At 72.9% G+C, this 23283-nt stretch carries 22 protein-coding genes and 2 pseudogenes; 7 read left to right on the forward strand and 17 right to left on the reverse strand.

Annotation, left to right across the window (positions count from 1 at the left end):
• Nucleotides 1-2: 2 nt before the first annotated feature.
• A complete protein-coding gene (locus tag E1258_RS05530; protein WP_007073966.1) occupies nucleotides 3-1292 on the reverse strand; it encodes an adenylosuccinate synthase in 1290 nt (429 codons plus the stop codon).
• 122 nt (nucleotides 1293-1414) lie between these two features.
• Between E1258_RS05530 and E1258_RS05535 the strand changes: the two genes are divergently transcribed.
• Together E1258_RS05535 and E1258_RS05540 are read left to right on the forward strand one after the other, a co-directional pair.
• Complete coding sequence (locus E1258_RS05535) at nucleotides 1415-2413, forward strand: hypothetical protein (RefSeq protein ID WP_132397413.1); 999 nt, start codon at nucleotides 1415-1417, stop codon at nucleotides 2411-2413.
• A 151-nt stretch (nucleotides 2414-2564) separates the two neighbouring features.
• Nucleotides 2565-4670 carry a chromosome partitioning protein gene (locus tag E1258_RS05540; RefSeq protein ID WP_371688573.1) on the forward strand — a complete coding sequence of 702 codons (2106 nt, stop codon included), beginning with the start codon at nucleotides 2565-2567 and terminating at the stop codon, nucleotides 4668-4670.
• A gap of 58 nt (nucleotides 4671-4728) precedes the next feature.
• Here E1258_RS05540 and E1258_RS05545 read toward each other — a convergent pair whose 3' ends face one another.
• Nucleotides 4729-5157, reverse strand: a complete 429-nt coding sequence (locus tag E1258_RS05545) for a DUF3151 domain-containing protein (RefSeq protein WP_132397417.1) — start codon at nucleotides 5155-5157, stop codon at nucleotides 4729-4731.
• 283 nt (nucleotides 5158-5440) lie between these two features.
• Here E1258_RS05545 and E1258_RS05550 point away from each other — a divergent pair, with 283 nt between their 5' ends.
• The gene (locus E1258_RS05550) at nucleotides 5441-6670 is read left to right on the forward strand and encodes an LOG family protein (protein WP_207919424.1); all 1230 of its coding nucleotides are present in this window, start codon (nucleotides 5441-5443) and stop codon (nucleotides 6668-6670) included.
• A gap of 126 nt (nucleotides 6671-6796) precedes the next feature.
• On the opposite strand, the gene fbaA is transcribed toward E1258_RS05550, so the two are convergent.
• Nucleotides 6797-7819 (reverse strand): class II fructose-bisphosphate aldolase, encoded by a 1023-nt coding sequence (fbaA, locus tag E1258_RS05555; RefSeq protein ID WP_007073962.1) that lies wholly within the window; start codon nucleotides 7817-7819, stop codon nucleotides 6797-6799.
• A 177-nt stretch (nucleotides 7820-7996) separates the two neighbouring features.
• On the reverse strand, nucleotides 7997-8380 hold the full coding sequence (locus E1258_RS05560) for a phage holin family protein (RefSeq protein ID WP_132397419.1): 384 nt from the start codon (nucleotides 8378-8380) through the stop codon (nucleotides 7997-7999).
• Between the two features lie 130 nt (nucleotides 8381-8510).
• Here E1258_RS05560 and E1258_RS05565 point away from each other — a divergent pair, with 130 nt between their 5' ends.
• The 4 genes and pseudogenes from E1258_RS05565 (at nucleotide 8511) to E1258_RS05580 (ending at nucleotide 11137) form a co-directional block, all read left to right on the forward strand.
• A complete protein-coding gene (locus E1258_RS05565) occupies nucleotides 8511-8723 on the forward strand; it encodes a hypothetical protein (RefSeq protein ID WP_036373603.1) in 213 nt (70 codons plus the stop codon).
• 74 nt (nucleotides 8724-8797) lie between these two features.
• Nucleotides 8798-9001 (forward strand): annotated as a pseudogene (locus tag E1258_RS05570) (3' terminal RNA ribose 2'-O-methyltransferase Hen1); the annotation flags it as partial.
• A pseudogene (locus E1258_RS05575) lies at nucleotides 8988-10218 on the forward strand (polynucleotide kinase-phosphatase); the annotation flags it as partial. The pseudogenes E1258_RS05570 and E1258_RS05575, both read left to right, overlap by 14 nt.
• Before the next feature lie 52 nt (nucleotides 10219-10270).
• Nucleotides 10271-11137, forward strand: coding sequence for a DedA family protein (locus E1258_RS05580; RefSeq protein ID WP_243715218.1), 867 nt, complete (start codon nucleotides 10271-10273; stop codon nucleotides 11135-11137).
• Nucleotides 11138-11316: 179 nt separating this feature from the next.
• Here E1258_RS05580 and E1258_RS05585 read toward each other — a convergent pair whose 3' ends face one another.
• From E1258_RS05585 to clpB, 13 genes are all read right to left on the reverse strand, one after another.
• Complete coding sequence (locus E1258_RS05585) at nucleotides 11317-11694, reverse strand: helix-turn-helix transcriptional regulator (RefSeq protein ID WP_007073957.1); 378 nt, start codon at nucleotides 11692-11694, stop codon at nucleotides 11317-11319.
• 57 nt (nucleotides 11695-11751) lie between these two features.
• Nucleotides 11752-12291 (reverse strand): orotate phosphoribosyltransferase, encoded by a 540-nt coding sequence (pyrE, locus tag E1258_RS05590; RefSeq protein ID WP_132397421.1) that lies wholly within the window; start codon nucleotides 12289-12291, stop codon nucleotides 11752-11754.
• Between the two features lie 167 nt (nucleotides 12292-12458).
• A complete protein-coding gene (locus E1258_RS05595; RefSeq protein ID WP_132397423.1) occupies nucleotides 12459-13259 on the reverse strand; it encodes an SDR family oxidoreductase in 801 nt (266 codons plus the stop codon).
• A gap of 9 nt (nucleotides 13260-13268) precedes the next feature.
• Entirely contained in the window at nucleotides 13269-13883 is a 615-nt protein-coding gene (locus E1258_RS05600) for a hypothetical protein (protein ID WP_243715219.1), read from the reverse strand.
• 141 nt (nucleotides 13884-14024) lie between these two features.
• Nucleotides 14025-14858, reverse strand: a complete 834-nt coding sequence (locus tag E1258_RS05605; RefSeq protein WP_132397427.1) for a hypothetical protein — start codon at nucleotides 14856-14858, stop codon at nucleotides 14025-14027.
• A 121-nt stretch (nucleotides 14859-14979) separates the two neighbouring features.
• Nucleotides 14980-15963 carry a hypothetical protein gene (locus tag E1258_RS05610; protein ID WP_132397467.1) on the reverse strand — a complete coding sequence of 328 codons (984 nt, stop codon included), beginning with the start codon at nucleotides 15961-15963 and terminating at the stop codon, nucleotides 14980-14982.
• Between the two features lie 40 nt (nucleotides 15964-16003).
• The gene (locus E1258_RS05615; protein WP_132397429.1) at nucleotides 16004-17599 is read right to left on the reverse strand and encodes a polyamine aminopropyltransferase; all 1596 of its coding nucleotides are present in this window, start codon (nucleotides 17597-17599) and stop codon (nucleotides 16004-16006) included.
• Entirely contained in the window at nucleotides 17596-18381 is a 786-nt protein-coding gene (locus E1258_RS05620; protein ID WP_132397431.1) for a hypothetical protein, read from the reverse strand. Before E1258_RS05620 ends, E1258_RS05615 begins: the two co-directional genes overlap by 4 nt.
• On the reverse strand, nucleotides 18381-18803 hold the full coding sequence (locus tag E1258_RS05625) for a DUF350 domain-containing protein (protein ID WP_132397432.1): 423 nt from the start codon (nucleotides 18801-18803) through the stop codon (nucleotides 18381-18383). The genes E1258_RS05620 and E1258_RS05625 overlap by 1 nt, the downstream gene beginning before the upstream one ends.
• 33 nt (nucleotides 18804-18836) lie before the next feature.
• The gene (locus tag E1258_RS05630) at nucleotides 18837-19262 is read right to left on the reverse strand and encodes a DUF4247 domain-containing protein (RefSeq protein WP_132397435.1); all 426 of its coding nucleotides are present in this window, start codon (nucleotides 19260-19262) and stop codon (nucleotides 18837-18839) included.
• Nucleotides 19259-19822 (reverse strand): DUF2617 family protein, encoded by a 564-nt coding sequence (locus E1258_RS05635; protein WP_132397437.1) that lies wholly within the window; start codon nucleotides 19820-19822, stop codon nucleotides 19259-19261. Before E1258_RS05635 ends, E1258_RS05630 begins: the two co-directional genes overlap by 4 nt.
• A gap of 3 nt (nucleotides 19823-19825) precedes the next feature.
• Nucleotides 19826-20458: a DUF4178 domain-containing protein gene (locus E1258_RS05640; RefSeq protein ID WP_132397439.1), complete on the reverse strand. Its 633-nt coding sequence runs from the start codon at nucleotides 20456-20458 to the stop codon at nucleotides 19826-19828.
• Between the two features lie 118 nt (nucleotides 20459-20576).
• Nucleotides 20577-23168: an ATP-dependent chaperone ClpB gene (gene clpB / locus E1258_RS05645; RefSeq protein ID WP_132397441.1), complete on the reverse strand. Its 2592-nt coding sequence runs from the start codon at nucleotides 23166-23168 to the stop codon at nucleotides 20577-20579.
• Nucleotides 23169-23283: the final 115 nt, after the last annotated feature.

Genomic DNA, 23283 nt, shown 5'->3' on the forward strand with positions numbered 1-23283 from the left:
CGCTAGGGGAGCAGGGGGTGGCGGGTCACGTTCTCCTCGCGGCCCGGGCCGACGCCCACCACGCTGACGCGGGTGGCGCACAGCTCCTCGATGCGCGCGATGTAGCGTCTCGCGTTCTCCGGGAGGTCGGCCTCGGTGCGCGCCTTGGTGATGTCCTCCCACCAGCCGTCGTGCTCCTCGTAGATCGGCGTGGCGTGGTGGAAGTCGGTCTGCGTCATCGGCATGTCGTCGAAGCGCTCGCCGTTGATCTCGTACCCGACGCAGAGCGGGACCTTCGGCAGGCCGGTGAGCACGTCCAGCTTGGTGATCACCAGGTCGGTGACGCCGTTGAGACGGCACGCGTACCGGGCGACGACGGCGTCGAACCAGCCGCAGCGGCGCTCCCGGCCGGTGGTCGTGCCGTACTCGTGGCCGACCTTGCGCAGGTGCTGGCCGTTGTCGTCGAACAGCTCCGTGGGGAACGGGCCGGAACCCACCCGCGTGGTGTACGCCTTGCTCACCGCGATGACCTTGTTGATCGCGGTCGGCGGGATGCCCGCGCCCACGCACGCCCCGCCCGCCGTCGGGTTCGACGAGGTCACGAAGGGGTAGGTGCCGTGGTCCATGTCGAGCATGGTGGCCTGGGCACCCTCCAGCAACACCGTCTCGCCCCGGTCCAGGGCGTCCCAGAGCATCACCCGGGTCTCGGCGATGTACGGCTTGAGCCGCTCGGCGTAGCCGAGGTATTCCTCGACGGTCGCGTCGACGTCGATCGCCTTGCGGTTGTACACCTTGAACAGGATCTGGTTCTTCTCGCGCAGGGCGAGTTCCAGCTTCTTGCGCAGGATGCCCGGGTCGAGCAGGTCCTGGAGCCGGATGCCCATCCGGGCGACCTTGTCGCCGTACGCCGGGCCGATGCCCCGGCCGGTGGTGCCGATCCGGGAGCTGCCGAGGTACCGCTCGACCACCCGGTCCAGGGCCCGGTGGTGCGGCATGATCAGGTGCGCGTCGCCGGAGATGCGCAGCCGGGAGACGTCCACGCCACGCTCGGCGAGGCCGTCGATCTCGGTCAGCAGCACCTTCGGGTCGACCACGACACCGTTGCCGATGATGATCATCGCGCTCGGCGAGAGCGCGCCCGACGGCATCAGGTGCAGCGCGTACTTCTGCCCGTCCGGGGTGATCACCGTGTGGCCGGCGTTGTTTCCGCCGGAGTAGCGCACGACGTAGTCGACCCGCTCACCCAGCAGGTCGGTAACCTTGCCCTTGCCCTCGTCGCCCCACTGAGCGCCGATGAGCACGATCGCTGGCATCTTCTCCGCCTCCAGAAGGCTCGGGTGCCAGGTGGCGACCGGTAAGCGAGCCCGGGGTGTCAGGCTAACAAGAGGTCACGACGGCACCGGCAGGGGTTCGTCGAGAGGCAGGAGGCTCCTTCGTGTACGACGTGGTGCTGCTCACCCTCGGCTCGGGGCGGGACGCTCCCGGCGGGGGCTGCGGCAGCGGCGACGCCTGCTGCGGCGACGGCACGACCGGTGACGCAGGTCGCGCCAGGGAGCGGTGCGAGACTCCCCGGGTGCCGGTGCTCGCCTGCGCGGACGCCCTGACCGCCCGAGGCGCCCGGGTGGAGACGGTCACCGCCCGCTCGGACGCGGAGATCGACGAGGTGCTGGCCCGGCTCGACGGCCCACCTCGCCCCGACGGGCTCGCCTGGCCCGACCCGGACTCGAAGACCAGGCTGGTCGTCGCCACCGCCAGCGACGGTCAGCTGCGCGCCGTCGTGCGCCGGCTCGTCCGGCGGTACGCCCCACCGCCCAGCCGTCGCCCCGCCGACCTGCCCGGCAACCGTACGGTGCCGGACCTGCCGCCGGTGGGCGTACTCCCGCTCGATCCGACCCACAGCGGCGGGCAGCGCGACCTGGCCGCGCAGCTCGGGTTGCCGCGCGACCCGGCGGCGGTGGCCGCCGCCGTGCTGGACGGCACTGCCCGGCGGCTGGACCTGCTGCGCAACGACGGCGGCTCGGTGACCCTGGACGGCGCGCTGATCGGGGCCGCCGACGACGCCGGCCGGCCGTTGCACTGGCGGGGCCGCATCGAGGTGGACGACGTCGTGCTCTCCGCCGGCGACGATCCGCTGCTGGCCTGCGCCATCGGCAACGCGGGCGGGTACGCCCGGCTCGACGGGCTGCCGCTGCTCACCGCCGGGGACCCGACGGACGGCATGGTCGAGGTCGCGGTGGCCGTTCCCGTGGTGACCCGCGCCGCGTTGGGTAGGAAGCGGATGCGGTTCGAGGTACGCCGGGCGCGGGGGCGCGCGGTGGCCGTCGTGCCGCGCGACGAGCGGGTGCCCTATCTCGACGACGGCGTCGAGGGCGAGCTGAGCCGGAAACGGTCCTGGTGGACCGAGCCCGCGGCCTGGGCGGTCTGGACGGCCTGACCCGGCGAACCGTCCGGGTGGGCCGTCGACGCGCCCCGCCGCGACCGACGGGACGACCGACGGCGGGGGTGACGATCGGCGGGGACCGGCATCGATCCCGGCGGCTCGGCTCCGGGGCCTATCCTCGGCAGGAGGAATGGAAAGGAACCGCGTGGACGACAACGCCGACCGGGTCCACCTGCCCGGCCAGCAGCCGATGCCGGAGCGGGACATCGAACCGCTCTGGCCGCCGGAACCGACCGATCACGGGCCGGACGGCTCCGCCCCGGCGTGGGCCGCGACAGCCGCCCACCTGCCGGTGCCGAACCCGGCGGTGCCGAACCCGGCCGATCCCGGGCCACCGCCGGCCGATGCCGGGCCGTCGTTCGTCGCCCCGGACGCCTACCCGTCGCTGGGCGCCGCGCCGAGCACGTACGCCCGGTACCAACCGGTGCCCGGTCCGGTCGACCTGAACCTGCCCTTCACCCTGGACCCGCAGACGTCGGCCGGGGCACCGCCGGTCCCCGGGGACGCGACTGCCGCCGGGCCGGTCCCGGTGGCACCGGGCGTGACGACGGTCGGCGACGCCGGGGCGGCCCGGGGCGGGTCGGTGGCCGTCCCGACGTCGAACGGCGGGGGACGGGTGGCCGAGTCGCCGTGGGCGTTGCCGCCACAGCGACCCGGCGGCGGGACCCGTCCGGCGGGCGAGCCCGAGCCGACCGTCGACGTGGGATCGACGCGGCAGCCGGACGCGCAGGAGTGGGCCCGGCCGGCCGACGGTGCGCCACGACCCGCACCGCCCCCGGCTGCTGTCGACGCGGCAGCGCAGCCGGTCGACGCGGCACCGCGACCGGTGGAGGCGGCGGGGCCGCAGCCGCCCGGGCCGTTCCCGCCGGTGATGAACCCGCCGGGGCCGCTGGCCCCGACCCCGTACCCGCCCGCAGTCGCCGGGCCGGTCGACGCCTACACCGCCGGGCCGGTCGACGCCTACACCGCCGGGCCGGTCGACGCCTACACCGCCGGGCCGGTCGACGCCTACACCGCCGGGCCGGTCGACGCCTACACCGGGGGCTACCCGGCCACGGCGGGCGAAACTGAGGTGGGATGGGGTCCCGGACCGCAGCAGCACTCCGGCCCGGACACCGCCCCGCCCGCACCGACGCACCCCGACCAGGCGCACGCCGGCGCGGTTCAGCCAGGGTGGTACCCCCCGGGCTGGCCGCCGCAGCCCCCGCAGCAGGTGGCCCCGCAGCAGGTGACACCGGTGCCGCAGCCGCCGTACCGGGAGGCGGACGGGGTGACCCGGGTGCCGCCGGGGTACCCGGAACCGGCCTGGACGCCGGACACCAGGATCGCGCCGACCGCCGAGGACTTCGCCCGGCGCCGACAGGTGCGCCCGGCCGACCCGGTGGCCACGATGGGCGTGCGGGCCGTGGTGAACAAAACGGGGCTGATCAAGCTCCCGCCGGGGCGGCACGAGCAGGAGCTGCGCCGCGACATCGAGATGGTGCGGCGCAACTTCGGCGGGCTGCGCCAGGTGACCGTGGTCAACCCGAAGGGCGGCGCGGGAAAGACCGTGGCCATCCTGTTGCTCGCCATGACCTTCGGTCAGAAGCGCGGCGGGTACGTGCTGGCCTGGGACAACAACGAGACACAGGGCACCCTCGGGATGCGTGCCCAGCAGGACTTCCACTCCCGTACGGTGCGCGACATGCTGCGCGACCTCGGCCAGTTCCAGGGCGCGCACGGGCGGGTCGGCGACCTGTCGCAGTACGTCCGCTCGCAGGGCGAGGGGATGTTCGACGTGCTCGCCTCGGACGAGTCGGCCACCGGCGGGGAGATGCTCACCGCATCGGCCTTCGCCGAGATCCGGGAGGTGGTCAGCCGGTTCTACAAGCTGATCTTCGTGGACACCGGCAACAACGTCCGGGCGCAGAACTGGCAGGCCGCGATGGACGCCACGGACCAGCTCGTGGTGACCATGTCGGCCCGCAACGACTCGGCGGAGACGGCCGCCCGGATGCTCGACCACCTGGAGCAGAGCGGCCGGCAGCGGCTGGTCCGGCAGGCGGTGACGGTGGTTTCCATGCCGCCGTCGCGCAAGGAGATCGACCTGCCGGCCATCCAGGAGCACTTCGCGGCCCGCACCCGGGCGGTGCTGCTCGCCCCATACGAACGGTTGATCGACACCGGCGAGCCGATCCGGTACGGGCAGCTCTCGTCGGCCACCCGCGACGCCTGGCTGAAGATCGCCGCGTCCGTGGCCGAGGGGCTCTGATCAGCGCGGCGGCCGGGCCGACACCCGTCGGGCCGGCCGCCGCGCTGGCTCGATGGGGTCAGGCGCTGGCCAGGGCGTCCCCGGCGGCCGGGTCGCAGTCGCGCAGGAACTGGGCGCAGCGGGCGGCCTCGTCCGCCTCGCCGATCTCGCCGGCGGCCCGGGACAGCACGTAGAGGCAGCGGAGGAAGCCCCGGTTCGGCGCGTGCGACCAGGGCACCGGGCCATACCCCTTCCAGCCGCTGCGGCGTAGCTGGTCCAGGCCCCGGTGATAGCCGGTCCGGGCGTAGGCGTACGCGGGAACGACCTGGCCGTCGACCAGGGCCCGGCTCGCGAGCGCGGCCCAACCCGCGCCGTACGTCGGGAAACGGGCCGCGACCTCGGCGTACGCCTCGTCGGTGCCGGCCTCTTGGGCGGCGGCCAGCGCGGCGTCGGCCTCGTCGTGGGCCGGTAGGAGGGTGGCCGGCGGCTCAGGCAACAGGTTCTGCATCGTCCCATTCAACCCGCTTCGCTCTGCGCCGCGCGAGGGGGTCGGCAGACCCGGCTACCCGAACGGTTGAGGCCTTCGTCACGCCTGTGGTCGTGCCGCGCTTCCCTGCGGTCCACGGCGGCGGGACCTGCGGCTAATGCCGGCGGAACGTGTTTTCCACTACAACTATGGGTCCGGAGCCTCCCCAGGACCCGGTTGGAGCAGGAGCCCGGTGGCCTCGCCACCGGGCTCCTGTGCGTACCGGATGGTTTGCGGGGTTGACCCGGGCGGGCAGGATGGCGTCGTGCCGACCCCACCTCCCGCGGACGTGCTCTCCCCGCACGACACCAGCGCCACCGAGATCGAGACCCGCAGCGCGTTCGAGCAGCGGCTGACCACCGGCAGCCTGGCCGGGCTGACCGTCCAGGGCCTGCGCCTCGACGTCGCCCCGGTCCCCGACCTCAGCGGGACGGAGGTGACCGGCACCCTCTTCGTCGGCTGCCGCTTCGCCTCTCGTGAGGTGGGCGCGGACCTGGTCCGGCGCGGCGCGAACGTGGTGCCGCCCTTCTCCGGGCTGCCGTACCCGACCCAGCCGTCGCACCTCTACACCCCGGAGGACCTGGCCGCCGGGTTCGCCGAGGGCGGCTTCGCCGGCATGTACGACACCCGGGTGTACGACCACTTCCGGGCGCACGGCGGGGCGCTGCCGGAGGTCAAGGAGGCGCTCGGCCAACGGCTGCACGACCACGGGGTGGACAATGCGCTGGTCGACGCCACCCGCGCCTGGCTCGCCACGCACGGGCCGCAGTCCGTGGTGGGCGTGATGGGCGGGCACGCGGTACTCCGGGGCAGCGTGTCGTACCGGATGGCGGCGGTGCTGGGCTGGGAGCTGGCCCGGGCCGACCGGCTGGTGGTGACCGGCGGCGGGCCGGGCGTGATGGAGGCGGCGAATCTGGGCGCGTACCTGTCGACCCGCCCGGCCGAGGAGCTGACGGCGGCGATCGACCTGCTCGCGACCGCGCCGGACTTCACCGACCACGACCGGTACACCTCCGCCGCCCTGGAGGTCAGGGTAAGGTACGCGCCGGCGGTGCCCCGGCAGCGCGACCTGGACCGCAACCTGGGCCTGGACTGGGCGCGGGCCGGCGGGCTGGCCATCCCGACGTGGCTGTACGGGCACGAGCCGGCGAACCTGTTCGCGGGGCGGATCGCGAAGTACTTCTCGAACGCCATCCGGGAGGACACGATCCTCCGGCTGGCCCGGGGCGGGATCGTCTTCGCGCCCGGCCGGGCGGGCACGGTGCAGGAGGTGTTCCAGGCGGCGACGAAGACGTACTACGGCACGGACGGGGCGAGCGGCGCGTACGTCTTCCTAAACCGGTCGTACTGGACGACGGAGTTGCCGGTGGAGTCGCTGCTGCGTCCGCTGCTGGCCGCCTCGCCGTTCGGCGACCTGTCGGACACGGTGCACCTCACCGACGACGTGCGCGAGGCGGTCCGGGTCCTGACCGCCGGCGAGAGTGGGCAACCCTGACCGCCCCGGGCCCGGCCCTGTGGCCGGCCAAGATCGCGGCGCTCGGCACGGCGCCGAATCAGGTGTGGCGCGGGGCGCCCTTGTCGACGCCGGACGTCGACAAGGGCGCTTCCGCACCAGCGGGGGTTACTTCAGCTTGGTGCCGGTGGAGCGCAGGTGCTCGCAGGCCTCGACGACACGGGCGGCGAGCCCGGCCTCGGCCAGCTTGCCCCAGGTACGCGGGTCGTACTGCTTCTTGTTGCCAACCTCGCCGTCGATCTTCAGCACGCCGTCGTAGTTGCGGAACATGTGGTCGGCGACGGGCCGGGTGAAGGCGTACTGGGTGTCGGTGTCGATGTTCATCTTCACCACGCCGTAGTCCAGCGCCTCGCGGATCTCCGACAGCAGCGAGCCGGAGCCGCCGTGGAAGACCAGGCTGAGCGGCTTCTCCTTGCCGTACTTGGCGGCGACCGCCTCCTGAATGTTGTTCAGGATCTCCGGGCGGAGCTTCACGTTGCCCGGCTTGTAGACGCCGTGAACGTTGCCGAAGGTCAGCGCCGCCATGTAGCGGCCCTTCTCGCCCAGGCCAAGCGCCTCGACCATGGCCAGGCCGTCCTCGACGGTGGTGTAGAGCTTGTCGTTGATGGCGTTCTCGACGCCGTCCTCCTCGCCGCCGACGACGCCGACCTCGATCTCAAGGACGATCTTGGCCTCGGCGGCCCGGTCGAGCAGCTCGGCGGCGATCTCCAGGTTCTCCGCCACGGGAACGGCCGAGCCGTCCCACATGTGCGACTGGAACAGCGGCTCCTGGCCGGCGGCGACCCGCTCCTTGGAGATCTGCATGAGGGGCCGGACGAACTTGTCCAGCTTGTCCTTCGGGCAGTGGTCGGTGTGCAGCGCGACGTTGACGGGGTACTTCTTGGCGACCTCGTGCGCGTACGCGGCGAACGCCACCGCCCCGGTGACCATGTCCTTGACGGACGGGCCCGAGAGGTACTCCGCGCCGCCGGTGGAAACCTGGATGATGCCGTCGCTCTCCGCGTCGGCGAAGCCCTTGAGCGCCGCGTTCAGCGTCTGCGAGGACGTCACGTTGATCGCGGGGTACGCGTACCGGCCCGCCTTGGCGCGGTCCAGCATCTCTGCGTAGACCTCGGGGGAAGCGATGGGCATGTCGAACGCTCCTTACTTACCGCTGTCGGCCGTCACCAGCCGCTGTCTTCCGTGGGTGCGCCGGACCGCGCTGTCCTCCGCCGGAAGTATCCCGCAGGAGGTGACCGAGGACGCAACCGACCCATGACCGGTCCGCCACGTGGGCCGCCCACAAGGCCCGGCGACGACCGGTCGACCTCACCGGTCCTCCAGGCTGTCCGGCACGACGACGCTGATCAGCCAGCTCGCCACCGCCATCACGATGGCGCCCCAGAAGGCGGCCCAGAAGCCGTCCACCCGGAACGGCAGGTCCAGGTGCCGCGCGATCCAGTCGGTCAGCAGGAACAACAGCGCGTTGACCACCAGCGCGAACAGCCCCAGGGTCAGCAGGTAGAAGACGCAGCCCACCACCTTGATCACCGGCTTGAGCACGGCGTTGACCACGCCGAAGATCAACGCCACCGCCACCAGGGTCAGCACGGTGTTGCCGCCGGTCCGGCCGCCGACCTCGACGCCGGGCACGACCAACGTGGTGATCCACAACGCGATCGCGGTGATCGCCAGCCGGATCAGGAAGCCCACGGCACCATCCTGGCATCGCGAGCGGGCCCGAAGACAAGGAATCCGGCGACTTGGCCACCCGGCACCGAGCGCCGCCCCCCGAGCAGCCCGTACGGTGTGGGTAGCCTGCCACCGGATCCAGGGAGGGACGATGGGTCAGCCCGACGAGGACTTCACCCCGAGCGACCACCTCGCTGCGGAGGAGCGGGATCCGGAGGCACCTGCGGCCGACGCCGTGGAGCAGGCCGCCTCCACCGACCCGGCCGACGGCGAGGGGGAGCCGAGCCGGGGCCTGGAGGTCAGCGACTGGGACGCCATGGAGCAGGCCCGGGTGGTCGCCGGGGACGAGGACGACTACCGCTGAGCCGAGCCGCGCGAGATCCCCGGGGCGTCGAAAGGCGGGCGACGCAAGATCGAACCACCTGACACCATGGGCTCGTGCTACTCACCCTCACCACTACGCACCGCCCCGCCACCGACCTCGGGTACCTGCTGGTCAAGCACCCCGACCGAGTGCACTCCTTCGAGCTGCCCGTCGGCGCGGCGCACGTGGTCTACCCCGAAGCCGACGAGCGGCGCTGCACCGCCGCGCTGCTGGTCGACGTCGACCCGCTGCGGCTGGCCGGCGGACGCGGTGCTCGACCTGCGCGACGTGACCGGGCGGCGGCACGTCGAGCACGCGTACGGGACGCTGACCGTGCCGGCGGAGAACGCCGCCGCCGCGCTGGAGGTGATGAGCCGCTTCGCGGTGGACCCGCGCTGGCTGACCTGGCTGCCGCCGAACGATGGCACCCTGCTCGACGGCCACGGGCGAGGAGTTCCTGGAGCACCCGGCGCAGGCGCTCGCCGACTACCGGGCGGCCGGCGTCGACCGGGTGGTCTGCGAGGAGAAGCACATGGGATCGCGGGCGGTGGTGCTGGTCTGCCGCGACCCGGACGGCGGCCCGTTCGGGCCGGGCGGCGGGGTGGTGCACACCCGCACGGGCCGGCCGTTCTTCGGCCCGCCGCACGACGGTGAGCTGCTGGGCCGGGTCCGGGCGGCGGTCGGCGCGGCGGGGCTCTGGGCGGAGCTGGACACCGACTGGCTGCTGCTCGACTGCGAGCTGCTGCCCTGGTCTGCGAAGGCGGGCGGGCTGATCCGCGAGCAGTACGCGAGCGTGGGCGCGGCGGGCCGCGCGGCCCTGCCCGCGGTGCTGGCCACCCTCGACGCGGCGGCCGGGCGGGGCCTGCCGGTGGGCGACCTGCGGGACCGGATGGCCGCGCGCCTGGCGGACGTCGAGGCGTACTCGGCGGCGTACCGGGCGTACGTGGGGCCGACGGACGGGCTGGCCGGGGTGACCCTCGCCCCGTTCGCGGCGCTCGCCTCCGCCGGGGCGAGCCACGTCGACCGGGACCACGGCTGGCACCTGGACCTGGCCGACCGGCTGTGCGCCACCGACCCGGGGTTCTTCACGGTCACCCGGCGGCGCGTCGTCGACCTGGCCGACGCCTCGGCCGAGGCCGACGCGATTGGCTGGTGGCTGGCGCTGACGGCCGCCGGTGGGGAGGGGATGGTGGTCAAGCCGTACGCGGGGCTGGCCGCCCGGTCGCCGAAGGGGTCGCTGCTCCAGCCCGGGATCAAGTGCCGGGGCCGGGAGTACCTGCGGATCATCTATGGCCCGGGGTACACCGATCCGGAGCAGCTCGCCGCGCTGCGCCGCCGGTCACTGGGCCGCAAGCGAGGGCTGGCCCTGCGCGAGCACGCCCTCGGCCTGGCGGCCCTGGCCGCGCTGGCGGACGGCGCACCGCTCTGGCGGCGCCACGAGCTGGTCTTCGCCATTCTGGCCTGCGAGTCCGAGCCGGTGGACCCACGCCTGTGACGCCGGCCCGGGGCGGCGCGGGTCGGGCCCGGTCCCGGGTTCGGTACCCTGTGTGGCCGTGGACACAGCAGAGAAGGCACGAGCGGTCTCCGAGACCGTCGCCCTGAACCCGCTCGACCCGAAGGATCTGCTCCAGACCTTCGGACTGATCGGTGTCTGGGTGATCCTCTTCGCCGAAACCGGGCTGCTGGTCGGCTTCTTCTTCCCGGGCGACTCGCTGCTGTTCCTGGCCGGCGTCGCCGCCTCGCCGGTGGCGGACGCGATCTTCGGCGACGGCACCCGGCTCTCCCTGGTCGGGCTGCTGGTCGGCGGTCCGCTCTGCGCGATCGTCGGTGCCCAGCTCGGGCACTGGCTGGGCGCGCGGTACGGGCGGCGGATGTTCGACCGCCCCAACTCCCGGCTGTTCAAGCGGGAGTACGTGGAGAAGGCGGAGCACTACTTCCGGAAGTTCGGCCCGGCCAAGGCCGTGGTGCTGGCCCGGTTCATCCCGATCGTCCGCACGTTCCTCAACCCGGTGGCCGGGGTGCTCGGCATGCCGGCGAGGCAGTTCTTCCTGTGGAACGTCGTCGGCGCGATCCTCTGGGTGGACGGCATCCTGCTGATCGGCTACCTGCTCGCCGAGCAGATCTACAGCGCGATCGGCGACAAGATCGACCGGTACATCCTGCCGGTGGTCGCGTTGATCATCTTGGTCTCGGTGCTGCCGATCTTCTTCGAGTTCCTGCGCGACCGGCGGGCCCGCAAGCGGGGCGAAGCCATGACGGTGATCGCCGCCGCCAGCGCGGTCGGCGCGGTCGAGGCCGTGCGCGACGCGGTCGAGCACCACCACCACGACGACAAGGCCCCGCACCAGGAGCACGGGCAGCAGCAGCCGCCGCAGGACGGCGGTCGGTGGCCGGAACGCGGCGAGGGCCGCTGACGGGCACGTACGTCGATGGCCGGCCCCGTGGCAACGGGACCGGCCATCATTCAAGCCGCAATGAAGTAACGAGGCGACTGCCGGTGACCCGGGCAGGCGTCACCGTCCGGTGGTGGCGCCACCCCTGGCACGCCACCCGATGCCGTCCTGAGGCGGGACGGCCCGGAACAGATACCTCGTCAGCGGGCCTTCTTGGTGGCCCGCTTGCGCGGCGGAGTCAGCAGATCCGCGATCGTGGCGATCGCGGTCGGCACCAGTCGGTAGTACGCCCAGACCCCGCGCTTCTCCCGCTCCAGCAAGCCGGCCTCGGTGAGGATACGCAGGTGGTGGCTGACCGTCGGCTGGGAGAGGCCGAGCGGCGCGGTCAGGTCGCACACGCACGCTTCGCCCTCGGGGGCCGACTGGATCAGGCTGAGCAGCCGCAGCCGGGCGGGGTCGGCAAGGGCCTTGAGGACCCCCGCCAGCCGCTCGGCGTCGGCGCGTTCGATCGGCTCGCCGGCAAGCGGCGAGATCTGAGGCATGGTCATTTCAGCCAACGCAGTTCCCACGTATTCCATCCTTCCACCAGCAGCATCGATCCGCCTGCATATCAGCAGATCCGAATCGGTAAACTTTTAGGCCACAAGGCCGAGGTCAGCCAACGTATAGGCCGCCCGATACCGCAGTCCAGCGGCTCGCACCGCGTCGCCGGCGCCACGATCAACAATAACTGCCACACCCACCACTTCGGCCCCGGCCTCGCGCAACGCCTCCACTGCGGTCAGCACGCTGCCACCGGTCGTCGACGTGTCCTCGACCGCCAGTACCCGCCGTCCGGCCACGTCCGGTCCCTCGATGCGGCGTTGCAGACCATGAGCCTTACCCGCTTTACGGACGACGAAAGCATCGAGCGACCGGTCGGTCGCCGACGCGGCGTGCAACATGGAGAGCGCCACCGGATCGGCGCCCAGGGTCAGGCCACCGACGGCGTCGTACTCCCAGTCGGCGGTCAGATCGAGCAGCACCCGACCGACCAACGGTGCGGCCTGGTGATGGAGCGTGACACGTCGCAGATCGACGTACCAGTCCGCCTCCCGGCCGGAGGAGAGCACCACACGCCCATGGACCACAGCCAGGTCGATGATGAATTTACGCAGGTCGTCGTGGTCCCCCATGGCGATAGAGGGTACTGCGCAAGTCTGGGAGGTGTGTGTGGGGTCCACCCCGGTCAGCCCTACGGGCGACCGATGGTTGGCAATATTCGGCTACTCTGTGCGATCGCCCTGCCGGCCGGACCGGGCGCACCGCCGCCGGGGGCAGTCTGCTGACGCCGCTTCGCAGGTCAGCGGGCGTCGCGGCCCCGGGTGTCCCGGGCGAACCGGCGCAGCAGACCCCGGGGGGCGTGCCGCACCGCTGCCACCGCCAGCTTGTAGCGCCGAGACGGCACGCTGACCGAACGGCCTTTTCGCAGGTCACACAGTGCTTCGTCGACCACCTGCTCGGTGCGCAGCCACAGCAGGCGAGGGATGCCCGACGTGTCGATCCCCATTCGCTCGTGCGCGCCGGTGCGGGTGTAACCAGGGCAGAGGGCCATCACGCGCACCCCCCGGGGGCGGGTCGTGAGGTCGACGGACTCGCTGAAGGCGGTCACCCACGCCTTGCTCGCCGGATAGGTCGACCCCGGCATCAGGGGGCCGAATCCGGCGACCGAAGAGACATTTATCACTGCCCCATCGCCCCGTCGGATCATCGGGCCGATCGCGGCGCGGGTGAGCCGCAGCACCGCGTGCACGTTGAGCCCCAGCAGGCGGGACTCGTCGGCGACCGAGGAGCGCAGGAAGGGCTGGTTGAGGCTGATCCCGGCGTTGTTGACCAGCAGGCCGACCTGGTCGTCGCCGGCCAACCGGCGTTCCACGGCGGCGCAGCCGTCGTCGGTGGACAGATCGGCCGGGATCACCTCGACCGGGTGGCCGTACCGGCCGGTCAGTTCGGCGGCCGTCTCCGCCAGCCGGGCGGCGTCGCGCGCCACCAGCACCAGGGCCCAGCCGTCGGCGGCCAGCCGGCGGGCGAACTCCGCGCCGATGCCGGCCGTCGCGCCGGTGACCAACGCACGGCGCTGGGCGGGGACCTGCTCTGACGTCACGGAGAATCCTCAGCGGGGCGGGTGGTACGAAACGGTGGCCGGTGCCGGCACGGGGCGACGCCGACGGAACCAGGCGCTGGCGCTCGGCGAGACCAGCAACGCGGATACCACAAAGTAACCGAGCACCTGGCCGACCGAAAGGGCGGCGTTGATCGAGATCCAGAAGCCCGGGTAGGCATCGCCGACCAGGCCGAGCAGTTCTGCGATGGACCCCCCGCCGTCGGCCAGCCGCAGCGGCACGGCCCGCTGGCCGACCAGCAGCGCCACCCCGCAGCAGCCGAACAACACGCCCAGACCGCAGACCGCCCAGGTCGCCACCCGGGCTCCGGCCCGGCCCACGAGCAGCCCGGCCGCCAGGCCGACCAGCACGACGCCCACCAGCACGGTCACCGCCGCCGACACCACCGTCGCGCCCCGCAGCAGGAGAACCAGATCGTCGATCTCCGCCGTACCGGCCGATGTGCCGGCCGCCGCCGACCGGAACCGGTCGACGGTGCCGCCGAGGACGAGCAGCCCGGCGACCGCCGAGGCCACGGCACCGGCGGCCATCAGCACCAGCACCGACGCCGCCAGCCCCACGGTCGCGGGACGACGGGCCGGCACCTGATCGGAGTACGGCAACACGACGAATTTGTTACCTCTCAGTGTGCTTCGGCCAGCACATGGTCAGTAGTCAAGTGGAACCTACCTGGAGGGAGAGCGCGTCGGTGTCACCGTCGTCGCAGCGAGCCCCGCCCGGCGAACCCGGGCGGGGCCGCGCCGACCTCAGTCCGACGACGAGGAGCCGCCGGACGGAGAGCCGGAGTCACCGCCGGACGAAGAGCCGCCGGAGTCGCCCCCGCCGCCGGACGACGACGGCCCGGGGTCGCCCCACTGCCCGGGCCCCGACGGGTCCGGCCGGCCGGACGCGGACGGCCCCGGCTGGTCCGGGTAGTGCGGGTAGCCGGGATTCTGCGGGTAACCGGGATTCTGCGGGTAACCGGGGTTTTGCGGGTACGCCGGGTAGGCGGCACCCGGGACCGGCGGCTCCCAGCCCTGCTTCGGCTTGCGGAAGAACTCGTTCGCCTTCGGCAGGGCCAGCAGAATCAGCGCGGCCAGCACGGCGAGCAGGCCGACGACCCCGAGCAGCATGCTGACCGGGGTGTACCAGGAGGGCAGCGCTCCGCTCAGGCTGCGCTCGATCTCCTCGGCGCTCGGCGCGTCGCCGCCGGCCGACGGCCCGCCCACCGAACCGGCCGCGCCGTTGATCAGGCTGCCGCCGATGCAGCAGAGCATGATGCCGCCGAGCACCCAGGTGGTGATGCGGCTGCCGTTGCTGCCGCGGTTGTTGAAGATCGCCAGGACTACGAGGACCAGGGCGAGCACCAGCATCAACACGGCGCTGCCGATGGCGAAACCGACGACGAAGGTGCCCAGCCCCTCCGCCCCGCTCGACGTGCCCTCAAACGCGTCCTCGAAGCCCTGCCGGAGCCGGCCGCTCACCGCGATCGTCGCGACAAGACCGACGAGCTGGAGGAACGCGAAGATCATGAGTAGGTAGCCAGACAGCGTCACGATGCCCGGACGGGTCCGCGACGGCGTGCTGTGGGATTCGACCATGACTTCTCCCTTCTAGATCACGCCGTCACGGTATCGTCCGCAGTCCCGTGCCGCCTGCCGGCGAAACGAGCGGCGGCCACCCATCGGTCGCCCCGGCCCGCCCGATCCGTCGCATCGGGCGTCACCCGGTCCGGGACAGCCGGCGGTGCTCGGCCGTCACCACGGCGAGCAGGAACACGTCGAAGGCCAGCGCGGCGACCGCCCCGAACTGGTTGACCGTGAAGTTGAAGATCTGCCCGAACAGCAGGTCCACCAGGATCGCCAGCTTGAACAGCCGGAACGCGCCGAGCCGGTTGCCGCGCAGCCGGACCGCCGCCGTGACGCTGAGCACCGCCGTGGCCAGCGCCGACGCCGATACGCCGAGCACCGCGCCCCACTCCCGCTCCTCGTCCAGCGTGCCCGTCACCCCGTCGATCACCACCCCGACCACGGTCAGCGCCGGATTCACCACCACGTAGAGCACCACCAAGCGGACCACCCACCGCTGGTCGGTCAGCCCGACGGCCACCCGCCGGCCGCGGGCCAGCCAGGGCTGCCAGAACCTGGGAGGCGGCGACTCCCGGCAGGGCACCGCGTCGAGCAGCGCGGCCACGGCGGCCTCGGTGTCCGCGCCCGAGCCCCGGGTCAGCAGCAGTACCTCCACCCGGCGGCGGTCGGTGAGCCCGTCGATCAGGCCACCGGCCATCGCGTCCAGCGCGTTTGCGGTCCGCTCGGCCGGGATCAGCCGGGTCCGGTCCCGGACCGCCTGGGTGATGACCACGAGTATCGCGAAGACGGCGTAGATGATGCTGGCTGCGGGGGCGTAGAAGTAGTCGGTGCGGGCCGTGACGAACTTGCCCACCTCGTCGATGAACAGGCCGAACCCGATCCCGCCAAGGATCGCGCCGGTCATCCGGGCCGCCCCGCCGAGGAAGACCAGCGCCACGCCAAGGCCGGTGGTCATCAGCAGGCCGCCCCAGAGCACGTGCGCGACGTGCAGGCCGCCGCCGCCGAGCTGGGGGTAGCCGGTGGCCCGCAGGTACGCCCGGGTCAGCAGCACGGCGGCCACCCCGGACAGGACGAACGCCTGAAGGTACGCCGCCGCGGCCAGCGCCCGGGGTGGCATCCAGTGCCGACGCGACGGTCCTCGCACCATGGTTTCGACGCTAGTAGCCGCGCCACTCCACGCGGGCGTACTCCAGCACGCGGGGCCGCAGCAGCGTGGAGGCGGGCACGTCGAGCCGACCCCGGTCGGCGGGGAAGTTCGCGGCCGACGCCAGCGTGCCGGCGGTCAGGAAGCGCAGCCGAGGGGCGTCGGCGGGCAGCGCCAGCGCGGGCGGGGCGGTCCCGGGCGCGGCGAGCACGAAACCCCAGTCGCCGAAGCTCGGCACGTCGACGTGGTAGGGCATGGTGGCGAAACCGGCCTCGCGCACCGACGCCTCGATGGACCAGTACGACCGGGGCGCGAAGTACGGCGAGCCGGACTGCACCACCAGCCGTCCGCCCTCGGCGAGCACCGCCCGGACCAGCGAGTAGAACTCGACGGTGTAGAGCTTGGCGGTGGCCGTCTCGTCGGGGTCGGGCAGGTCGGCGACGACCACGTCGAACCGCTCGGTGGCGGCGCGCAGCCAGCCGAACGCGTCGACGTTGACCACCCGCACCCGGGGGTCGGCGAACGCGTCGCCGTTCAGCTCGCGTAGCTGCGGCTCCCTGCGGGCCAGCGCCACCACGGCCGGGTCGAGGTCGACCACGGTCACCCGGCGCACGTCGGGGTAGCGCAGGATCTCCCGGACCGCGAGCCCGTCGCCGGCGCCGAGCACCAGCACCTCGCCGCGCGGGCCGTTCAGGGCCGGATGCACGAGCGCCTCGTGGTAGCGGTACTCGTCGACCGAGCTGAACTGGAGGTCGCCGTTGAGGAACAGCCGCAGGTCGGTGTCGGCGTGGCCGACCTCCCGCACCGAGCGGGTCAGCACGATCTCCTGGTAGCGGCTGCGCTCGGCGTGCACCACCGGGTCCCGGTAGAGCTGCTGCCGGGCGGTCACCTCGAAGTCGGCGGCGGTGATCCAGGCGTACCCCAGGCAGAGCGCGACCGCGACGGAGCCCGCGCCGACGGCGACCCGCGCCCGGCGGCTCAGCTCTGCCCGGAACACCGTGCACACCAGCGCCACGCCGGCCACCGCGTTCACCGCGCCGACCACCAGGGCACCCTTGAGCTGCCCGAAGACCGGGATCAGCAGGAACGGGAAGGCCAGCCCGCCGAGCAGCGCGCCGACGTAGTCGGCGGCGAACAGGTCCGCCACCGCGCTGCCGGCGGACTGCTGCCGGATGCGTTGCAGCATGACCATCAGCAGCGGGATCTCCGCGCCGATCAGCAGCCCGAGCACGAACGCGGTGCCGACCAGCGCCGGACCGTACAGGTCCAGCCAGGCGAACGCGGCGTAGAGGCCGAGCACCGACAGCCCGCCGAGCAGGGCGAGGGCCAGCTCGACCACGGCGAACGCGGCGGCGGCCCGGGACTGCAACGGCTTCGCGGCGAGCGCGCCGACGCCCATCGCGAAGACCATCACGCCGAGCACGATCGACGCCTGGCCGACGGCGTCGCCGATCAGGTAGCTGCCGAGCGCGACCAGGGCCAGCTCGTAGACCAGGCCGCAGGCCGCGCAGACGAAGACCGCGACCAGCACCGCCGAGCGGGCCAGCCGCCAGCGCGGCCGGGCGGCGGGCGTCTTGCCGTCGACCGCCGCCGGTGTCCCGGTGGTCACGCCTTCCCCTGGGTACGCCCGGCGGAGGCCGCCGCGCGCTGCCGCCCCCGCTGCACGAAGCCGACGGTGAACAGCAACGCGGTGACCAGCAGCAGCCCGCCGATGACTAGCAGCCAGCCCCAGCGGTCCCGCCAGAAGTCGCTGCCGGCGGCGGGCAGCGGCGACACGGCCGCACCGGGCTGCGCGCTCGGGGTGGCGGCGGGCGACACCACACCGGCCTCCGCGAGCAGCAGCGGCAGCGCGACGGCGGCCCGGCAGACGGCCCAGCCGGGGTCGTCGACGAAGCGGTCGGAGTCCAGCCCGAACCGGGCGAGGCCGGTCTCCACGGCGTGTAGGTCGGAGCGGTCGATGTCGGGGGAGCCGGTCACCCTCACGATCGCGTAGTCGCTGCTCTCGCTGCTCTCCGACGTGTACCGGACGTCGGCGACCACCTCGACCCAGCGCGGGCAGGACGGGTTGTCGACCACGGCGACCTCGTCGCCGAGGTTGGAGCCGACGCTGACCGGGGCGGAGCCGTACCAGCTCTCCAGCCGCCAGCCGTAGCAGATGCCCTGGCTGGCGGCGGCCTGGGCGAGGATCGGCACGGTGTCGGCCCGCTCGTCGGCGGTCGGGGCGGGAACCATGGTGCCGCCCGAGTCGCGGTTGACCACGCCGATGCCGATGCAGCCGCCGACCAGGACGACGGTCACCAGCGCGATGATCCAGCCGGCGGCCGACGATTTCTTCGCCGCCACGACCGGCCGGCCGGGCCGCCCGCCGCCCGGGTGCTTGCCGGCGGCCATCAGCTGATCGCGGCGGCGATGATCGCGCCGGTCGCCAGGTGCACGACGGCGGACACCCACACGGCGGGGTGCGGCTCCGGGTCGACCAGCAGCTCACCGAGCCGCCCCGGGGTCACGGCGTCGAGCAGCAGGAACGCGGCGGCCATGATCACCAGGCCGACGATCCCGTACGCCGCCGCGCCGACAAGGCCGATCACGAAGTCGTCCTCGCTGGCGAGGATCGCGGCGACCACGATGGTGCCGACGCCGAGCAGGTTCGAGGAGAGCAGCAGGGCGGCGTTGCGGTTGCGCTCGGTCCAGATCAGTTCGTGCAGCTTGCCGGGGGTGGCCACGTCGACAAGTCCGTAGCCGACGCCCATCAGGACGACGCCGACCACGCCGTAGGCGAGGGTGACCAGCAGATCGGTGACGAGGTTCTGCAAGGGGACACTCCAGGGTGAGGGGCGTGCGTCGGGCTACTTGCCGGAGCCGGGGCCGCCGCCCCGGACGGTGCTGCCGCGTCCCCAGCCCCAGTGCGACCCGACGGTCGAGTGGTATCGGGGGTAGGCGGTGTTAAGGCGTTCGAGCAGGATCACCGAGCCGGCGGCGATCGGCAGGATCACCACCGAGTCGTCGTCGTAGCGCAGGTAGACGCCGCTGCCGTCGACGTACTGGTCGGCCGGCTGCCAGGCGTCGGTGACCTCCTTGGCGACCTGGCTCGGCGACTTCGCCGAGGTGTACGCCATGGCTGCCGCGCCGATGTCGCGGCCGGCCGCCCGGCTGTACCGGTCCTGCACGTACCCACGGGGGGAGAAGTTGCCGTACAGGATCGCGAAGGCGGCGAGCAGCGCGCCGACCACGGCGACCGCCGCTCCCACCACGAACCAGCGCCGGTACGTCACAGCGCCACCTCCGCTCGCGACTGCGGGGCTCGCAAACCCGGCTCACTCCTCGCGCTCACAAGCGCCACCACCGTCTCGGTCAGGACCAGCTCGTTGGTCTGGGGGTACGCGTGCCAGGTACGCCAGCCGACCGCCCCGTCCGGCGGGTCGGTGCGCACCGCGAGGGCGGTCACCGCGTCGACGGCGCCGGGGAACACCCCGACCAGCGCGTACGGGTCGCCGGCCAGCTCGGCGCGGAGCGCGGCGACCCGGGCGCTCAGCTCCGCCCCCTGCGGGCGCAGCACGGTGGCGGTGAACCGGTAGCCGTTCGCCTCGTCGAGCCGGGTGGCCGGCAGCTCGGGCGGGTGGCCGGGCAGGCAGGCGACGGTCTCGGTCAGCTCGGTGCCGGCCGCGCGGAGCACCACCTGGTGGGAGGCGCCGAGCAGCCGCAGCCGCACCCGGATCCCGGCGGGCAGATCGAGGTCGAGCACGTGCAGCGCGGGGCGCTCGCCGTCGCCGAGGGCCAGGCTGAGGTCGGCGGCGCTGGTGTCGACGTACGGGGCGTCGAGGGTGACCAGCACGGGTCAGCTCACCTTCCCCGGGCCGGCCTGCGGGTAGATCATCACGTCGGAACGGTGCAGCTCCTCGCCCCGAGCCACCTCCCACGCGGCGTTGCCGTACGCCTCGAAGGAGAGCCGCAGCGTCCCCGGGCCCCGGTAGTCGTGGTACCGCATCGCGCCGGACGGGTCGAGGCCGGTGGTCCCGGTGGCGGTGAACCGCGCGTGCCCGGCCTCCCTGCTGGTGTACCGGTGGCCGTCGAGGTCGATGCTCGCCGCGCCGGGGGCGAGGGTGAGCGCCGGGTCGGTCGTCCAGAGCACCATCACCACGTCCGGGTCCTCCTCGACGGAGAGCCAGAGCTGGCCACCGCCGGCGTCGTCGAGCAGGTGCTCCGACCAGGTCCAGCTACCCTCCCTGAGCAGCATCGAGCCGCGCACCGCGTACGACGTGCCACGGATCTCGACGATGTCGCCGGGGCCCAGCCGGCGCGGGTCACCCCGCAACGCGTCGGCGTCGCGGTCCCGGAACGGGTCCACCGGGCCGGGTCCACCGGCCGCCCGCTTGCGGGAGCGCTGCAGTGCCACCACGGCGACGACGACACCGGCCACCACGACGAGGCAGCCTGCCCCCGTCACCAAGTACGCCACCGAACCGTTCAACCCGATCGCCTCCCCCAGTCGCGTCGGCGGAGACGGTAACAACCCCGCGCACGTGGGGAAACTGAGCGGCATCGGGCAACAGGTCGGTTACTACCCGTTGCCCGAGCCGGTGAGCGGGTCAGGCCGCGGCGACCGTCAGGCCGTCCTTGCCGTCGGCCAGGTCGACCTGGACCGTGTCGCCGTCGCGGATCGCGCCGGAGAGCAGCGCCCGGGCGAGTTGGTCGCCGATGGCGGACTGCACCAGCCGGCGCACCGGGCGGGCGCCGTAGATCGGGTCGTACCCGTGCTCGGCGAGCCACCCCCGGGCGGCCTCGCTGACCTTGAGCGCCAGCCGACGGTCCGTAAGGCGGGCTCGCATCCGCATCAGCTGGATGTCGACGATGGCCCGCAGGTCGTCCCCGAGGAGCGCGGCGAAGACGACGATGTCGTCGAGCCGGTTGAGGAACTCCGGCTTGAAGTGCGACCGGACCACCGCGAGGACCCCCTCCCGGCGCTGCTCCTCCGCCAGCGTCAGGTCGCTGATCATCGACGACCCGAGGTTGGAGGTGAGGATGAGGATCGCGTTGCGGAAGTCCACGGTACGACCCTGACCGTCGGTGAGCCGGCCGTCGTCGAGCACCTGGAGCAGCACGTCGAAGACGTCCGGGTGGGCCTTCTCCACCTCGTCGAGCAGGATCACCGAGTACGGCCGGCGGCGCACCGCCTCGGTGAGCTGGCCGCCCTCGGAGTAGCCGACGTATCCGGGCGGGGCACCGACGAGCCGGGCGACGGAGTGCTTCTCGCCGTACTCGCTCATGTCGATGCGGACCATGGCCCGCTCGTCGTCGAAGAGGAACTCGGCGAGCGCCTTGGCCAGCTCGGTCTTGCCGACACCGGTCGGACCGAGGAAGAGGAAGCTGCCGGTGGGGCGGTCCGGGTCGGCGACGCCGGCCCGGGCGCGGCGGACCGCGTCGGAGACGGCGGAGACGGCCTCGGTCTGGCCGACCACGCGCGCGCCCAGCGACTCCTCCATCCGCAGCAGCTTGGCGGTCTCGCCTTCGAGGAGCCGGCCGGCGGGGATGCCGGTCCAGGAGGCGACCACGGCGGCGATGTCGTCCGCGCCGACCTCCTCCTTGAGCATCGCGCCGTCGGCCTGGAGCCGGGCCAGTTCCTCCTCGGCCTTCGCCAGGTCGTTCTTGAGGGCGGGGATGCGGCCGTACCGCAGCTCGGCGGCCCGCTCCAGCTCGCCGTCGCGCTCGGCCCGCTCGGCCTCGCCGCCGAGCCGCTCCAGTTCCTCCTTGGCGGTGGAGAGCTTGGTGATGTGGCTCTTCTCCGTCTGCCAGCGCTCGGAGAGGGCGGTGAGCTGCTCGCGCTTGTCGGCCAGTTCCTTGCGCAGCCGTTCGAGGCGCTCGGCGGAGGCGGCGTCGGGCTCCTTCGCCAGCGCCATCTCCTCGATCTCCAGCCGGCGCACGGCCCGCTCGATCTCGTCCACCTCGACCGGGCGGGAGTCGATCTCCATGCGCAGCCGGGACGCGGACTCGTCGACCAGGTCGATCGCCTTGTCCGGCAGGAACCGCTCGGTGATGTAGCGGTCGGACAGGGCGGCGGCGGCAACCAGGGCGGCGTCGGTGATCCGTACGCCGTGGTGCACCTCGTAGCGCTCCTTGAGCCCGCGCAGGATGCCGATGGTGTCCGCGATGGTCGGCTCGCCGACCAGCACCGGCTGGAAGCGGCGCTCCAGGGCCGGGTCCTTCTCGATGTGCTCGCGGTACTCGTCCAGGGTGGTCGCGCCGACCATCCGCAGCTCGCCGCGCGCGAGCATCGGCTTAAGCATGTTGCCAGCGTCCATCGAGCCCTCGCCCTTGCCCGCGCCGACGACGGTGTGCAGCTCGTCGAGGAAGGTGATGACCTGGCCGTTGGAGTTCTTGATCTCCTCCAGCACGGACTTGAGGCGCTCCTCGAACTGGCCCCGGTACTGCGCGCCGGCCACCATCGCGCCGAGGTCGAGCGAGACCAGCTTCTTGTCGCGCAGCGATTCGGGCACGTCGCCGGCCACGATCCGCTGGGCCAGGCCCTCGACGATCGCCGTCTTGCCGACACCGGGCTCGCCGATCAGCACCGGGTTGTTCTTGGTACGCCGGGACAACACCTGGATGACGCGGCGGATCTCGGAGTCCCGGCCGATCACCGGGTCGATCTTCCCGTCGCGGGCGCTGGCGGTCAGGTCCACGCCGTACTTGGCCAGGGCCTGGTAGGTCTGCTCCGGGTCGGCGGTGGTGACCCGCCGGTCCCCGCCCCGGACGGTCGGAAACGCGGCGACCAGGGCCTCCTCGGTCGCGCCGGAGTTGCGCAGCGCGACCGATACCGCGCCGCCCACCCGGGCCAGGCCGGCGAGCAGGTGCTCGGTGGAGGTGTACTCGTCGCCCAGCGGCCGGGCGATCTGCTCGGCGGCGCCGATGGCGTTGACGAACTCGCGGGCCAGCGTGGGCTCGGCGATGCTGGAACCCCGGGCGGCCGGCAGGGCGCCCACCGCGCGCTGGGCGGCCCGGCGCAGCTCGGCGGGGTCCGCCCCGGCGGCGCGCAGCAGGCCGGCGGCGGTCGACCCCTCGGTGTCCAGCAGCGACAGCAGCAGGTGCCAGGGTTCCACGGTGGCGTGACCGCGCTGGTTCGCCAGCGCGACGGCACCGGTGATGGTTTCGCGGCTCTTGGTGGTGAGACGTTCCGTGTTCATGGGCTCCCCCGGATCGGCGTGTCCACTAGGAAGGACACAACCAGAGTTGAGCCTATTCCGCTCAACCCTGCCGGTGTGACCTGAGTCACGCCAGGTATGGCCGGCGGGACGCGAC

It is taken from the genome of Micromonospora sp. KC207 (assembly GCF_004348615.1).
In the GTDB taxonomy this organism is placed as follows: domain Bacteria; phylum Actinomycetota; class Actinomycetes; order Mycobacteriales; family Micromonosporaceae; genus Micromonospora.

Coding starts and splice junctions, on each gene's coding strand:
- fbaA (WP_007073962.1), bottom strand. CDS start 7,819: ATGCCCATCGCTTCCCCCGAGGTCTACGCAGAGATGCTGGACCGCGCC.
- E1258_RS05605 (WP_132397427.1), bottom strand. CDS start 14,858: ATGGTCGAATCCCACAGCACGCCGTCGCGGACCCGTCCGGGCATCGTG.
- E1258_RS05610 (WP_132397467.1), bottom strand. CDS start 15,963: ATGCCACCCCGGGCGCTGGCCGCGGCGGCGTACCTTCAGGCGTTCGTC.
- E1258_RS05565 (WP_036373603.1), top strand. CDS start 8,511: ATGGGTCAGCCCGACGAGGACTTCACCCCGAGCGACCACCTCGCTGCG.
- E1258_RS05545 (WP_132397417.1), bottom strand. CDS start 5,157: ATGCAGAACCTGTTGCCTGAGCCGCCGGCCACCCTCCTACCGGCCCAC.
- E1258_RS05530 (WP_007073966.1), bottom strand. CDS start 1,292: ATGCCAGCGATCGTGCTCATCGGCGCTCAGTGGGGCGACGAGGGCAAG.
- pyrE (WP_132397421.1), bottom strand. CDS start 12,291: ATGGGGGACCACGACGACCTGCGTAAATTCATCATCGACCTGGCTGTG.
- E1258_RS05585 (WP_007073957.1), bottom strand. CDS start 11,694: ATGGAATACGTGGGAACTGCGTTGGCTGAAATGACCATGCCTCAGATC.
- clpB (WP_132397441.1), bottom strand. CDS start 23,168: ATGAACACGGAACGTCTCACCACCAAGAGCCGCGAAACCATCACCGGT.
- E1258_RS05620 (WP_132397431.1), bottom strand. CDS start 18,381: ATGGCCGCCGGCAAGCACCCGGGCGGCGGGCGGCCCGGCCGGCCGGTC.